The 13,964-nt window shown below is 60.9% G+C and carries 15 protein-coding genes; 1 reads left to right on the forward strand and 14 read right to left on the reverse strand.

The genetic code is table 11. The features are described 5' to 3' along the window. The 3 genes from GTP58_RS19600 to GTP58_RS19610 form a co-directional block, all read right to left on the reverse strand. The gene (locus tag GTP58_RS19600; protein ID WP_161078840.1) at positions 1–891 is read right to left on the reverse strand and encodes a DNA-3-methyladenine glycosylase; all 891 of its coding nucleotides are present in this window, start codon (positions 889–891) and stop codon (positions 1–3) included. After that, complete coding sequence (locus tag GTP58_RS19605; RefSeq protein WP_161078841.1) at positions 888–1,778, reverse strand: DMT family transporter; 891 nt, start codon at positions 1,776–1,778, stop codon at positions 888–890. Before GTP58_RS19605 ends, GTP58_RS19600 begins: the two co-directional genes overlap by 4 nt. A gap of 73 nt (positions 1,779–1,851) precedes the next feature. Then, the gene (locus GTP58_RS19610; RefSeq protein WP_161078842.1) at positions 1,852–2,874 is read right to left on the reverse strand and encodes an XdhC family protein; all 1,023 of its coding nucleotides are present in this window, start codon (positions 2,872–2,874) and stop codon (positions 1,852–1,854) included. A gap of 44 nt (positions 2,875–2,918) precedes the next feature. On the opposite strand from GTP58_RS19610, the gene GTP58_RS31630 reads away from it, so the two are divergent. Beyond that, positions 2,919–3,047 carry a hypothetical protein gene (locus GTP58_RS31630; protein ID WP_255490708.1) on the forward strand — a complete coding sequence of 43 codons (129 nt, stop codon included), beginning with the start codon at positions 2,919–2,921 and terminating at the stop codon, positions 3,045–3,047. On the opposite strand, the gene GTP58_RS19615 is transcribed toward GTP58_RS31630, so the two are convergent. The 11 genes from GTP58_RS19615 to GTP58_RS19665 all read right to left on the reverse strand — a co-directional run bounded on the left by GTP58_RS19615 (position 3,044) and on the right by GTP58_RS19665 (position 13,943). After that, on the reverse strand, positions 3,044–3,439 hold the full coding sequence (locus GTP58_RS19615; protein WP_072781498.1) for a surface-adhesin E family protein: 396 nt from the start codon (positions 3,437–3,439) through the stop codon (positions 3,044–3,046). The two genes, GTP58_RS31630 and GTP58_RS19615, sit on opposite strands and share 4 nt — an antisense overlap. Positions 3,440–3,455: 16 nt before the next feature. Then, positions 3,456–4,544: a M48 family metallopeptidase gene (locus tag GTP58_RS19620; protein ID WP_161078843.1), complete on the reverse strand. Its 1,089-nt coding sequence runs from the start codon at positions 4,542–4,544 to the stop codon at positions 3,456–3,458. Positions 4,545–4,566: 22 nt separating this feature from the next. Then, the gene (gene dut, locus GTP58_RS19625) at positions 4,567–5,016 is read right to left on the reverse strand and encodes a dUTP diphosphatase (RefSeq protein WP_161078844.1); all 450 of its coding nucleotides are present in this window, start codon (positions 5,014–5,016) and stop codon (positions 4,567–4,569) included. After that, positions 5,017–6,240, reverse strand: a complete 1,224-nt coding sequence (gene coaBC / locus GTP58_RS19630) for a bifunctional phosphopantothenoylcysteine decarboxylase/phosphopantothenate--cysteine ligase CoaBC (RefSeq protein ID WP_202413789.1) — start codon at positions 6,238–6,240, stop codon at positions 5,017–5,019. Between the two features lie 18 nt (positions 6,241–6,258). Continuing rightward, the gene (lspA, locus tag GTP58_RS19635; RefSeq protein ID WP_072781491.1) at positions 6,259–6,762 is read right to left on the reverse strand and encodes a signal peptidase II; all 504 of its coding nucleotides are present in this window, start codon (positions 6,760–6,762) and stop codon (positions 6,259–6,261) included. A gap of 65 nt (positions 6,763–6,827) precedes the next feature. Next, positions 6,828–9,695, reverse strand: coding sequence for an isoleucine--tRNA ligase (gene ileS / locus GTP58_RS19640; protein ID WP_161078846.1), 2,868 nt, complete (start codon positions 9,693–9,695; stop codon positions 6,828–6,830). A 63-nt stretch (positions 9,696–9,758) separates the two neighbouring features. Continuing rightward, positions 9,759–10,715, reverse strand: a complete 957-nt coding sequence (locus GTP58_RS19645; RefSeq protein WP_161078847.1) for a bifunctional riboflavin kinase/FAD synthetase — start codon at positions 10,713–10,715, stop codon at positions 9,759–9,761. Between the two features lie 114 nt (positions 10,716–10,829). Then, positions 10,830–12,053 (reverse strand): lipopolysaccharide assembly protein LapB, encoded by a 1,224-nt coding sequence (locus GTP58_RS19650; RefSeq protein WP_229215641.1) that lies wholly within the window; start codon positions 12,051–12,053, stop codon positions 10,830–10,832. Between the two features lie 72 nt (positions 12,054–12,125). After that, positions 12,126–12,554, reverse strand: coding sequence for a biopolymer transporter ExbD (locus tag GTP58_RS19655; RefSeq protein ID WP_202413757.1), 429 nt, complete (start codon positions 12,552–12,554; stop codon positions 12,126–12,128). A gap of 60 nt (positions 12,555–12,614) precedes the next feature. Then, positions 12,615–13,043, reverse strand: coding sequence for a biopolymer transporter ExbD (locus tag GTP58_RS19660; protein WP_072781483.1), 429 nt, complete (start codon positions 13,041–13,043; stop codon positions 12,615–12,617). A gap of 6 nt (positions 13,044–13,049) precedes the next feature. Then, the gene (locus GTP58_RS19665; protein WP_167544246.1) at positions 13,050–13,943 is read right to left on the reverse strand and encodes a MotA/TolQ/ExbB proton channel family protein; all 894 of its coding nucleotides are present in this window, start codon (positions 13,941–13,943) and stop codon (positions 13,050–13,052) included. Between the last annotated feature and the right edge of the window lie 21 nt (positions 13,944–13,964).

Raw genomic sequence — 13,964 nt, forward strand, 5'->3', positions numbered from 1 at the left:
TTAGTCGCGCGGGTGCAGGCTAGCCCACAGGTGGGCGGCGGCCATGGTGCGGTGAGGGCTGTAGCGGGCGAGGATTTCCTCGGTGCGCTTGATGTCGGGTTTGGCCTCTTCGCCCAGCAGTGTTTGCAGCGCGGCGCGGATGGCGACATCGCCGTGCAGCGAACAGTCGGCATAGCCGTAGCCGCGCAGCAGGCCGTAGTTGACGGTCCACGGGCCGATGCCTTTGACGGCCAGCAGGTTGGCGGAGATTTGTTCGATGCTGTTATCTTCCGCGACGTCCAGACGCAGTTCGCCGCTGGTTACCAATGCGGCCAGCCGCAGCACGGTTTCCGCCTTGGCGCGCGAGAATTTGTGGCTGGTGAGGTCTTCCAGCGTCAGTTGGGCTGCGCTGGGCGCATCGGGATAACACCACAAGCCGCTGCTGTGCTGGCGGCCTGCTTGCAGCACAAATGCGCGGCGCAGCGAGATGGCAAACGCCAGGTTGATTTGCTGGCCGATGATGGCCCAGGTCAGCGCCTCAAATATGGTGGCCGATTGCACGATGCGCAGGCCGGTCTGCCTGCGCGCCAGTGCGGCAAACAGTTTGTCTTTTTTGACGAAGGTGCTGAATGGCGCGGGATCGATCCGCAGGCCGAGGATGCTGAGCGCCGCTTCGCGCGCCTGCTGCTTGCCCGCTGCGCTGAGCGTGCCGTCCGCGTGGACGGTGCAGATGGCGTTTTCTCCATGTGGCAACGCGATATCCAGCACGACTGGCACGCCGTCCAGCAACACGCCTTTGCGCAGCCGGTCCGCGCTGACTTCTTCTGCGACGCTTTCAATGTCGCGGCGGTGAAAGGCCAGGACGTCGTCCAGACGGTAATCTACCGGCAGCTCCAGCGTGAACGGCTTCATGCCGCAGGCGCCTTGCGCAGGAAGCTCAGGTTCGGGCGGAAGCCCGTCACCAGCGCCGTGCCGGTGAGGACGATGGCTGCGCCGGCAAAGGTGTACCAGCCCACCGTCTCGCCCAGGAATAGCACGCCCCACAGGATGCCGAACAGCGGACTAAGGAAGGTCACTGTCAGGGCAGATGATGGACCAACGTCCTGAATCAGGCGGAAGTAAATCATGTAGGCGATGCCGCTGCAGACCACGCCCAAGGCAATCACCGCGCCCATGATGCCGACGGTGGGCTCGCCGGGAGCCGGGAAGAAGGGCACCACTGGCAGTACCAGCAGCGTTGATGCCCACATGGAGCCATGTGCATTGGCAAACGGTTCGACAGCCTTGGCCTGCTTGGCGTAGTTGCTGGCGATGCCGTAGTTGAAGGAGGCGAACAGCACGGCGGCAATCGCAAGGCCTGCGCCAGGCTTGGAGCTGACGTGGTCAAAGCCCACCAGCAGCGCGACGCCGCAGGTGCCCAGCGCGAGGCCCAGCAATACTTTGCCGCTGACCATGGTGCGCGACCATACGGCGGCAATCAGCGTGCCCCACAGCGGCGTGGTGGCGTTCAGCACCGCCAGCAATGACGCGGACAGCGTGCGTGCGGCGAATCCAAACATCAGGAAGGGCAGGGCGGAGTTGAACAGGCCAAGGATGAGGAAATGCTTCCAGTGCTGTTTCAGGTCCAGCTTCTTCCTGAGGAATACGCCGACTGCTGCGAGGAAAAGGGAGGCAAACAGCACACGGTATTCGATCAGCACGGCGGCGCCCAGTACGGGAGCGGCAATCCGCATGAACAGGAAGGAGCCGCCCCAGATGGCGGCAAGCAGGAAAAGGCGAAGTAGGTTGGCGGTGCTCATGCTGATTCCAGTTGTGTGTTAGCGCCGGTATTGTCGCCGGATGATGCGGCTTTACGCCAGCCGTTTCTTGCTTTTAAACTGCGCCGCTTTCAACCACGCACACGGCGTCGCCGGGTGTGGTCGGCGCGGCGGCATGCGGCACGATCATGTCGGTCGGGACGCCGTTTTTAATCGCGGTCATCTCCGCCAGGATGGAGATGGCAATTTCCGAGGGCGTCTTGCTGCCGATGTACAGGCCGATCGGCCCGTGCAGGCGCGCCAGCTGCTCCGGCGTCAGGTCGAATTCCAGCAGACGCTCGCGCCGCTTGGCGTTGTTCTTGCGCGAACCGATGGCGCCGACGTAAAAGGCCTCCGACTTCAGCGCTTCCATCAGCGCCAGGTCGTCCAGCTTGGGATCGTGCGTCAGCGCGACCACGGCGCTGCGCCGGTCCAGCTGCATGGACAGCACGATATCGTCCGGCATATCGTGCACCAGCTCCACGCCGTCCACATGCCAGCCTGCGCGATACTCTTCACGCGGATCGCAGACGATGACGTGGTAATCCATGGCCGTGGCAATCTGCGCCAAGAAGCGCGACAGCTGCCCGGCGCCGATCACCAGCAGCCGCCAGCGCGGACCGTGGATGGTCACCATGGCCTGCCCGCTGACCTGCAACTGCGTGCCTGGAGCGGCCTTGGACAGTTCTACTTCGCCGGTGTGCAGATCGACGCGGCGCTGCACCAGCTCATGCCGCTCCAGCCGTGCCAGCAGTTCGTCGATGCGGCTGCGCGACGACAGCGGCTCGATCGACAGCTCGATGGTGCCGCCGCATGGCAGGCCAAAACGGTGGGCCTCGTCGGCGGTGATGCCGTAGCTGACGATTTCCGGTGTGGTGCGGTGTATGCCCTCGTTGCGTACACGGGCGATGAGGTCGTCCTCGATGCAGCCGCCGGAGACGGAACCAATCACAGTACCATCTTCGCAGATGGCCAGCGTGGCGCCGATCGGGCGCGGACTGGAGCCCCACGTCTTGATGACGGTGATGAGCTCACAGCGCTGCCCGGCGGCGATCCATCCGGCGCTGGTTTTCAATACTTCGAGGTCGATAGAGTCCATGAATGGAATATACTACGGCTCTCTAAAGCTTGCAGGGAACTGAGATGCCACACAAGGAAGATGATGGTAGCCCTAAATTCGGCCGCCTGCTGATCGTGCTGATTTTCGCTGTGCTGGTCTGCGCTGGCCTGACCTGGCTGATGGCGACGGTGTTCCCCAACTTCCCCAATTAGATCTTGCAAGCCGCAGCCAGCGCGCTGTCAAACGGGCTGTCGGGCACGATGTCTTCCGGGTTGAATTTTTCGAACTTGTAGTTTTCGACCGGCTCACCCTTGCCCATGGTGTCCGGATAGTAGACCTGCGCGAGCAGGGTGGTGGTGTGCTCTTCGCACGCATACACGTGCAGCATCTTCACCGAGCGATACAGCTTGCCTTCGGGGGTTTTCTGCTGCCGTGCATAGTTTTGCATGGACCAGACTTTGCGCGTCTTGTCGATCTTGATGACGCTGGCTTTATCGATGTAGACGGTATTGCCGGCGCTGCCGCTGACCTTCATCCATTGCGCCGCCTGCGCCAGGCCGGCCACCAACATCAACATCACTGCGATCAGGCCGGACTTGTTCATGGCGCACTTCCGCAAGTTAAGGGATCAAAGGCCGCTTGGCAGCCTGCTTGTTCCTGATTTCCGTCACCGTCTTGTCGACCACGGTCAGGCGATGGGCGACGGCTGGGTGATTAGCAGTATAACCGTTGAGCACCGAGGCTGGATATTGGGTGGCCAGCCGCTGCCAGAAGGCGCGTGCGCCATCCACCTTGTAGCCGGCGCGCGCCACCATGTACAGCGACAGGTAGTCGGCTGCCGCATCGAGGTCTTGCGGCATCGGCTTGACGCCAGCGGTGCCGATCAACATGGAGACATCGGGGCGCGCGGCCACCAGGTTGTCGATGATGCTGCCGATGGTATAAGCCTGTTTGGTGGTGGCTGCGTGACCCAGCACATTGTGGGCGATGTCCTTGGCCAGCACGTAGGCGATGGCCTCGTCGCTCTGCGCGAAATTGACCATGCCGCGCGTGATCATCACACGCTGGCCATCGGAATAGGCATTGACGTTATCGGCGTTGCCGATATCGATCTTGAAGGCGCAGGCGCGCGTCACCGGCACTTTGAGCTGCTGGGTGGCGCCATTGCGCGACACGGTCAGGTCCAGCGACTGGCTGCTGCTGGCCAGCGGGCCAAGGATGCCGGCCGCCAGCGTTTCCGCATTGGCGCCCACTGGCAGCACTTTGCCGTTGGCGGCGATCAGGGCGTCGCCCTTGCGCAGGCCGCCGCGTGCGGCGCCGCTGCCGGACAGCACACTGGCCACTTCCAGGCGGTCGCCGTAGTTCAGCACCGCTTCGGCGGCATCGACAAATTCGCCGGAGTAGGAGTATTTGTTCTTGGCGGTGAAGCCGAGCAGGTTGCGCGCCTGCGTGCGGCACAGGTCCGCGTTGTTGATGAGGAGGGGAGCGGCAATCCGGTACAGGCGGTCCTGCAGCGCCACCATCTGGCTCAGTTGCGCGCGTGCTGTGGCCATTTTGGCGGTGACGACGGGCGGCTCTTCGGTCACGCTGCTGACCACTGCGGGCGCAGGTTCCGGCGCTGCCGGCGTGGCCTGAAAGGTGGAGCAGGCGGATAGCAGCGCGCTTGCCGCCACAAGGGAGAATATACCAATGTTATGCGTCTTGTTCATCCCTGTGCTCCGTCTCCATTTTTTAGTGTTTGCCAGTGCTGCCGAAACCGCCGGCGCCGCGTTCGCTGGTGTCGAATTCCTCAACCACGTTAAAGCCGACCTGCACGACCGGTACGATAATCAGCTGCGCCAGGCGTTCCATCGGGTTCAGCGTGAAGGCGCTGTGGCCGCGGTTCCAGGTCGAGATCATCAACTGGCCCTGGTAGTCGGAGTCGATCAAGCCTACCAGATTGCCCAGCACGATGCCGTTCTTGTGGCCCATGCCGCTGCGCGGCAGGATCATGGCCGCATAGCCCGGATCGGCGACGTGGATCGCCAGGCCGGTCGGAATCAGCACGGTCTGGCCGGCTTCAATCACCATCGGCGCGTCGATGCAGGCGCGCAGGTCCAGACCTGCCGAACCTGGCGTTGCGTACGCCGGCAGCTGGTCTTTCATGCGCGGGTCAAGGATTTTAACGTCTACGTTTTTCATTTATTTAGCAAATAAGGAGTGTTGCGAGATCCGTTTCGAGATCTCCGAAATCAGTTGGCGCGCCAGCGTCAGCTTGTCGGCGCGCGGCAGGATGGTGTGGCCGTTTTCGTCGAACAGGATGATGGTGTTGTCGTCTTGGCCGAAGGTGTGGTGGCCGATATTCCCTACTAGCAGAGGGATGCCTTTTTTCTCGCGCTTGTCGGCGCCGAACTTCACCAGGTTTTCCGATTCGGCGGCAAAGCCGACGCAGTAGGGGTGGCCTGCCAGGTTGGTGCGGGCTGCCACCGTGGCGAGGATGTCCGGATTCTGCTCGAACTTCAGGTCGGGTGCGGTGCCGTCCGGATTCTTCTTCAGTTTCTGTTCGCTGGCGTTGGCGATGCGCCAGTCGGCCACCGCTGCCACCGCGATGAAGATGTGCTGGTGATCGACGTCGGCCATCACTGCATCAAACATCTGCTGTGCACTCTGCACGTTGATGCGCTGGACGCCAAACGGCACTGGCAGCGTGACCGGGCCGGATACCAGCGTCACTTCGGCGCCGGCTTCACGCGCAGCGCGTGCTACGGCGTAGCCCATCTTGCCAGAAGACAGATTGGTGATGCCGCGTACCGGGTCGATCGGTTCGAAGGTCGGGCCGGCGGTAATCATGATGCGTTTGCCCGCCAGGACTTTCTGCTGGAACGAGGCGATGACTTCTTCCAGCAGCTGTTCCGGCTCCAGCATGCGGCCCAGGCCTACTTCGCCGCAAGCCTGGTCGCCGGCCGCCGGGCCGAAGATGGTGATGCCGTCGTCGCGCAGTTGCTGCACATTGCGCTGGGTGGCCGGGTTCTGCCACATTTCCACGTTCATGGCGGGTGCGATCAGCAGCGGCACGTGGCGCGGACGGGCTACGCACATGGTCGACAGCAGGTCGTCGCAGGCGCCATGGGCCAGCTTGCGGATGAAGTCCGTCGAGCATGGCGCGACGACGATGGCGTCCGCATCGCGCGTGACGTCGATGTGGGCCATATTGTTGTTGACGCGCGGGTCCCACTGGTCGGTGTACACCTGGCGGCCGGATAGGGCCTGCATGGTGACAGCCGTGATGAAGTGGGTGGCCGCTTCGGTCATCACCACTTGCACCGTGGCGCCGGCCTTGGTAAAGGCGCGGCACAGTTCTGCGGCTTTGTAGCAGGCGACGCCGCCCGACAGGCCGAGAACGATTTTCTTACCAGTCAATTCCATCATGATGGCTGCTCCGTGTTATTTGTTCACCCGGCGTAGTTCGTCCAGGATGAACAGGCCAGCGCCGACGCAGATCGCCGAATCGGCGACGTTGAAGGCCGGGAAGTGGCCCAGGCCGCGCCAGTAGAAATCCAGGAAGTCGACCACGTGGCCATACAGCAGGCGGTCGATGACGTTACCAAGTGCGCCACCCAGTATCAGCGACAGCGCCCAGGCAAACATGCGCTGGCTGCCGTTTTTCTTCAGCAGGTAGACGATGAAGATGGCGGCGACGATGCCGATGCCGGTGAAGAAGTAGCGCTGCCAGCCACCGCTGTTGCTCAGGAAGCTGAAGGCCGCGCCCTTGTTGTAGGCCAGGACCAGGTTGAAGAACGAGGTGATGGCTTTCTCTTCACCGAGCTGGAAGGTCTTGGTGATGGTGATTTTGGTCAGCTGGTCGATCAGGATGACGAGAGCAGCGATGCACAGCCAGGGCGTCAGACTCGCCGAGGACTTGGTCGGGAAGATTTTTTTGGTGGCCATAAGAGTAGTCGTTTGTTTGTAGCGGCGTCGCCGCCGCGTTCTTTTAAAACGCGGCGGCCGTCATATTAAGCGAACTTGCGTTTTTCGCCCGCACCAAACAGGTTGCTGTAGCAGCGGCCGCACAGGGTCGGATGGTCTGCGTGGGCGCCAACGTCGGCGCGGTAGTGCCAGCAACGCTCGCACTTTTCGGCCGTCGATGCCGCCACGGCGACTGCTTCTTCCGCTTCCGCCGCCACTTCGGTCACCGATGCCAGCGAGGTGATGAAGATGAACTTGAGGTCATCATCCAGGCTGGCCAGCGCCTTGAACTTGTCGCCGGCAGCCTTGATGCTCAGTTCCGCCTGCAGCGAGGAGCCGATCGCGCCGGAGGTGCGCAGGTCTTCCAGCTGCTTGGTGACTTCGGTACGCACTGCACGCAGCGTTGCGTACTTGGCCAGCAGGGCTTCGGCATCGGCCAGTTCCGGCAACTGCCACCAGGTCTGGGTGAAGATGGTTTCGTCGCTGGCTTTCCAGCCTTCTGCACCGGCGAAGATTTCCCATGCTTCTTCGGCGGTGAAGGACAGCGCAGGCGCCATTAGACGCAGCAGGCTTTGGGTCAGGTGCCACAGCGCGGTCTGGGCCGAACGGCGCGACGACGAGGTCACGCCGGTGGTGTACAGACGGTCTTTCAGGATGTCCAGGTAGAAGCCGCCCAGGTCTTCCGAGCAGTAGTTCTGCAGTTTGGAGTAAACCGGCTGGAATTCGTACTGCATATAGTGCGCTTCGATTTCCTTCTGCAGCTGCGCCATGTTGGCGATGGCGTAGCGGTCGATTTCCAGCAGCTCGGCGACCGGCACGGCGTCTTTGGCGGCGTCGAAGTCGGACAGGTTGGCCAGCAGGAAGCGCAGCGTGTTGCGGATGCGGCGATACGATTCGGTCACGCGCTTGAGGATCTCGTCGGAGATCGACAGTTCACCGGTGTAGTCGGTCGAGGCCACCCACAGGCGCAGCATGTCGGCGCCCAGCTTGTTCCAGACGTCTTGCGGCGCCACGGTGTTGCCGATCGACTTGGACATCTTCTTGCCTTCGCCATCGACCACGAAGCCGTGGGTCAGCAGCGCCTTGTACGGCGGGGCGCCGTTCAGCATCGAGGAAGTCAGCAGCGACGAGTGGAACCAGCCGCGGTGCTGGTCCGAACCTTCCAGGTACAGGTCAGCAGGGAAGGCCGATTGCTCCTTGTGCGAGCCGCGCAGCACGGTCTGGTGGGTCGAACCGGAGTCGAACCAGACGTCCAGCGTATCCTTGTTCTTCTGGTAGTGCGCCGCTTCGTCGCCGATCAGATCTTTCAGGTCCAGCGCCTGCCAGGCATCGATGCCGCCTTGTTCGATCAGCTTGGCCACCTGTTCCAGCAGTTCCGGCGTGCGTGGATGCAGGGCGCCGGTTTCCTTGTGGACCACGAAGGCCATCGGCACGCCCCACTGGCGCTGACGCGACAGGGTCCAGTCGGGACGGTTGGCGATCATGCCGTGCAGGCGCGCCTTGCCCCAGTCCGGGAAGAATTCGGTCTGCTCGATGCCGGCCAGCGCGGCCTGGCGCAGCGTGGCGCCGCCGTCGTTTGGATGCACGTCCATGCCGGCGAACCACTGCGAGGTGGCGCGGTAGATGATCGGCGTTTTATGGCGCCAGCAGTGCATGTAGCTGTGGTCGAACATTTTGACTTCAAACAGCGCGCCCGCATCCTTCAGCGCGGCGCAGACTGGCTTGGAGGCTTCCCAGATGGTCATGCCGCCGAACAGCGGCAGCGATTCGGCGTATTTGCCGTCGCCCAGCACCGGGGTCAGGATCTGTTCGTCCTTCAGGCCGTGCGCCTTGCACGAGATGAAGTCGTCCAGGCCATAAGCTGGCGCCGAGTGGACCACGCCGGTGCCGCTGTCTGCGGTCACGTAGTCCGCCAGATACATCGGCGACAGGCGGTCGTAGAAGGCGTCCGATGCGTGCAGCGGATGACGGAAGCTGATGCCGCTCAGCGCTGCGCCGTCGCAGGTGGCGATGGTGACGCCTTCCAGCTTGTAGCGCGCCAGGCAGGATTCCACCAGGTCCTGGGCCAGGATCAGCAGCAAAGGCTGGCCATCGCGCGAGGTCTCGACCAGCGCGTATTTCAGTTCCGGATGCACGTTCAGCGCCTGGTTGGACGGGATGGTCCATGGCGTGGTGGTCCAGATGACGATGAAGCCGTTTTCGGTTGGCAGCTTGTCCAGGCCGAAGGCGCTGGCCAGCTTGTCGAATTCGGCAAACTTGAAGCCGACGTCAATCGCCGGGTCGCGCTTGTCCTGGTATTCCACTTCCGCTTCGGCCAGTGCGGACTGGCAGTCGAAGCACCAGTTGACCGGCTTCAGACCGCGATAGACATAGCCTTTTTCCAGCATCTTGCCGAGGGCGCGCAGTTCGTCGGCCTCGTTGGAATAGTTCATGGTCAGGTAAGGATTCTGCCATTCGCCCAGTACGCCCAGGCGGATGAAGTCCTTGCGCTGGCGGTCGACCTGCTCGAGCGCGTAGGCGCGGGCCTTGGTCAGCACGTCGGCGGTCGGCAGGTTTTTGCCGTACTGTTTTTCGATCTGGATTTCGATTGGCATGCCGTGGCAATCCCAGCCCGGCACATACGGCGCGTCGTAGCCGGCGAAGGTGCGGGCCTTGACCACCATGTCTTTCAGGATCTTGTTGACGGCGTGGCCGATGTGGATGTCGCCGTTGGCGTACGGAGGACCGTCGTGCAGGATGAATTTAGGACGGCCGGCGGCAGCCTTGCGCACGCGCTCATAGATTTTCTTGGTTTGCCATTGCTGGACCCAGTTCGGCTCGCGCTTGGCCATATCGCCGCGCATCGGGAACGGGGTTTCGGTCATGTTGACCGGGTATTTACTTTCAGGCTTCTTTGCAGATTTGTTATCGGACATGGTATGCGTTCAGTGATTTATTTGGGTGTTCTGTGTAGCCGGCGCTCGTAGCTGATCGCGCGGTCAAATTCGGTCGGTGGCGCGCTTGGCGAAGAAGTCGCGGGCGATGGCGGCGTCGCGGTCGATCGCGGCGGTCAGCGTCGGCAGGTCGATGTACTTTTCTTCGTTGCGGATTTTTTGCAGGAATTCGACGCGCACCTGTTTGCCGTAGCAGTTCTGGGCGAAGTCGAACACATGCACTTCCAGCAGCACGCGGCCGCTGTCATCCACGGTCGGGCGCACGCCCAGGCTGGCCACGGCGGGTAGCGGCTGTTCGCTCAAACCATGCACCTGCACGATGAAGATGCCCGACAGCGCAGGGCGGTGCGGCACGCGCAGGTTCAGGGTCGGGAAGCCCAGCGTGCGGCCCAGTTTCTGGCCGTGGATCACATGGCCGGAGATGGCGTAGGGATGGCCCAGCAGTGCTTCGGCATGCAGAAAATCGCCTTCGCCCAGCGCGGCGCGCACGGCGGAAGACGAGATGCGGGTGCTGCCGTTCATCACGGTCGGCAGGGTCTCGACGTGGAAGCCGTATTTCTGGCCCGCTTCCAGCAGCATCTGCACATTGCCTGCGCGGCGGGCGCCGTAGCAGAAGTCGTCGCCGACCATCAGCCATTTGACGTGCAGCCCTTCGACCAGCACTTTCTCGGTGAACTCCTGCGGCGTCAGCGCGGCAAAGGAATCGGAGAAGTGTTCGACGATGACGCGGTCGATGCCGTTGTCGGACAGCGATTGCAGCTTGTCGCGCAGGTTGGCGATGCGGGCCGGGGCGCGCGACAGATCGCCAGCCTTGCGGGCGAAGAATTCACGCGGATGCGGTTCAAAGGTCATCACGGCCGCTTCCAGTTCCAGCCTGGAGGCGGCAGCGCGCACGCGGGCCAGCAATGCCTGGTGGCCCAGGTGGACACCGTCAAAGTTGCCGATCGTGAGCGCGCAGGGCGCACGCGCCGCTGCATTGGGAAGACCTCGAAATACCTTCATGGGAATCTTGGGGGAAACTTGTCGCAAATAGGGGATTATACGGGGAATCCCTCAAAGCGAAAAAAAAGCGCTGCCGGCGGGCCGGACAGCGCTTTGTGCATCAGCCTATCCGAATTACATCGGATGGTTAATGTTCATGGTCCAGTAGCGGGCCAGGTCGGCGGTGCCGTCCGTGCCTTTGACCGATTTCAGGGTGTTCAGCGCAGCCGCTTTCTTGCCAGCGATGTTCTGCGCCAGGCCCTGGTGCAGTTTGATGGCTTCCGGATTTTTACCGGTACCCAGTTTTACAGCTTCGTCCAGCAGTGGCAGACCTTTGTCAGCCTTGCCTTGCGAAACCAGGGCGAAGCCCAGGTTGGCCAGCGCGTCAGCATCCTTGGCTTTTTCAGCTTCCGCCTGGTTCGCAGCCAGTTTGGCGTCGAACTCGGTCTGGGTCTTGGCGGCCAGGTCTTTCAGACGCTGGTGACGGGCAGCATCTGCACCGGTGCCCAGTGCGCCTTTTTTGTAGCCCTGGTCGATGATCTTGATGGCTTCAGCCGGGTTGCCTGCTTGCAGTGCCAGCTGGCTCATTTCCATGTAGTCGTTTGGCTTGGTCAGCAGGCCCAGCGACAGGCGCAGACGCAGCAGGTCCAGCGACAGCGTCGACGAGAAGCCTGGTTTGGTCTGGACGCGTTGCAGCAGGTCGGCCCAGGTCTGGGCTTTTGGATAGCTGGCAGCCATCTTTTCCAGGGTCTGCACGTAGCCGGCTTTGTCGTTCTGCTTGAGCTGGATGTTGGCCAGCATGCCCAGCTGGTTTTCGCTCAGGTTTTTGGTGGACTGCAGCTCTTTGGCCGCCTCAGCATATTTGCCCGAGGTGTACAGGATCTGGACGATGTATTCGTGTGCCGAGCTATTGTTTGGATTGTCTTTCAGCACGCGCTGGAACCAGGTCACAGCTTTGTTGTAGTCCTTGGCGCGGTAGTAGATACCAGCCAGGGCTTCCGAGAATTTGGCGGATTCGGCAGGCGACAGCTTGCCCGAATTGATGACCGACTCAAAGGCGCGGGCAGCGGCGTCATTATCGCCAGCAGCCACAGCAGCCGAGGCACGGGTGCGCTCGATCAGATAGGTTTCATTGGCGGTTTTGCCGCCGACTGCGTCAGTTTCTTTCAGTTTGGCAAGTGCTTCCTTGTTCTTGCCGGCCGCGGCCAGTTTCTGTGCTTCTTGCAATGGTTTGCCGATTTCTGCGCGCACCGTTTCTGCTGCGTAGGCGACCGACGAGAAACCTGCGATGGGGGCTGCTGCAGTAAAACCAATAGCGGCCATTACCAGGCCGAGATGAGCGAGACGAAACTTGGTCATGGGTGAGTTTTCTTTCATCAAAAAACGAAAATAGGCAGGAAGGGTCCTGCCTATTATTTTACATGGGACGTATTACTGGAACTGTTCGTTACCGACCAGACCAATTTTGGTCACGCCCAGACGTTGAGCCGAAGCCATCACGCCTGCTACGACTTTGTACGACACCAGCTTGTTCGGACGCAGATGCACTTCCGGCTGATCAGCTTGCGCTGCGACATCGGTCAGTTTCGCTTCCAGGGTGCCGCGGTCAGGAACCACTGCGTTATCCCACAGAATCGTACCGTCGAAGTCGACGTCAATCGTAATGACCACTGGTTCCTTGGTTGGCGGTGGCGGGGTGCCGACCGGCATGTTCAGGTTGACCGAATGGTTGGCTTTAGGAATCGTAATGATCATCATGATAATCAGCACCAGCATCACGTCGATGAGGGGCGTCATATTCATTTCCATCATTGGTTCCGGATCCGCGCCTGCGGATGGGGAGCCGACATTCATACTCATGATGTTTCCTTTTAAGAAGGGCAGACCTGACGTATCAGGTCTGCGATGCACTGTCGGGTATTAACCCTTATCAGGCGGTTCGGTGATGAAGCCGACCTTCTGAATACCAGCACGCTGGGTAGTGTAAATAACCTTGCCGATTGCTTCGTAGCGGGTCTCTTGGTCACCGCGTACGTGGACTTCCGGCTGAGGCAATTTAACAGCTTCCACCTTCAGATTGTCGAACAGTTCGTTCGCATCGCGCATCTTACGTTGATTCCAGTAGATGTCGCCATCTTTGCTCACGACAATGTTCACGTCTTCCGGCTTGGTCTGAATAACCTGGTTGGTTTCTTCTGGCAGCTTGATCTTGATCAGCTTCAGAACAACCGGGCTCGTGATCAGGAAGATAATCAGCAGAACCAACATGATGTCCACGAGGGGCGTCGTGTTGATTTCCGACATGACTTGATCTTCGTCTCCGCTATCGGAGCCTACGGACATGGACATGGTTAATTACCCAACTTTTTTGGAGCCGGTTGCGGTCGACATTGCGCCCGAGATCAGCACCGAGTGAACGTCAGCCGAGAAAGCACGTACGTCTTCCATTGCCGACTTGTTACGACGTACCAGCCAGTTGTAACCCAGAACGGCTGGAACTGCCACGAACAGACCGAAAGCGGTCATGATCAGCGCTTCACCCACTGGACCTGCTACTTTGTCGATCGATGCGTTACCGGACATGCCGATGGCGATCAGTGCATTGTAAATACCCCAAACGGTACCGAACAGACCGATGAACGGTGCGGTCGAACCCACGGTTGCCAGGAACGACAGGCCGTCTTGCAGACGCGATTGAACTTTGTCAACAGCGCGTTGGATCGACATGGTCACCCAGGTCGACAGGTCGATTTGTTCCAGCAGGGCGCCGTCATGGTGCTGGGTAGCCTTGGTGCCGGTTTCAGCGATGAAGCGGAATGGCGAACCTTCGGTCAGCGAAGCCGAACCAGCAGCGATCGACGAAGCTTTCCAGAACTTGGCCGAAGTTTCTTTCGACTGTTTGAAGATCTTGGTCTGGTCGATCAGTTTGGTGATGATGATGTACCACGAACCCATCGACATCAGCGACAGGATGATCAGGGTGCCGCGCGAAACGAAGCCTGCTTCCCACACAGCAGCGAAGCCGTATGGATTGTCTACTTCTTCTTTACCGTGAGCTGCTGGTGCTGCTGGAGCTTCTGCTGCTGGCGCAGGTGCTGCTGCCGCATCCGCTGGAGCGGCTGCTGGGGCCGAAGCGGCTGCCGAGGCTGGCGCGTCAGCGAACGCTGGGGCGCTTACCAGGGCGGTGGCTGCGGTCACCGAGAACAGCACAGCGGCCAGTACAGCGGACAAACGGGTATTCTTAAACATGCTTCCTCCAAATTGATAAAA

Source organism: Duganella sp. CY15W, assembly GCF_009857555.1.
GTDB classification, from domain to species: Bacteria; Pseudomonadota; Gammaproteobacteria; order Burkholderiales; family Burkholderiaceae_D; genus Rugamonas; species Rugamonas sacchari.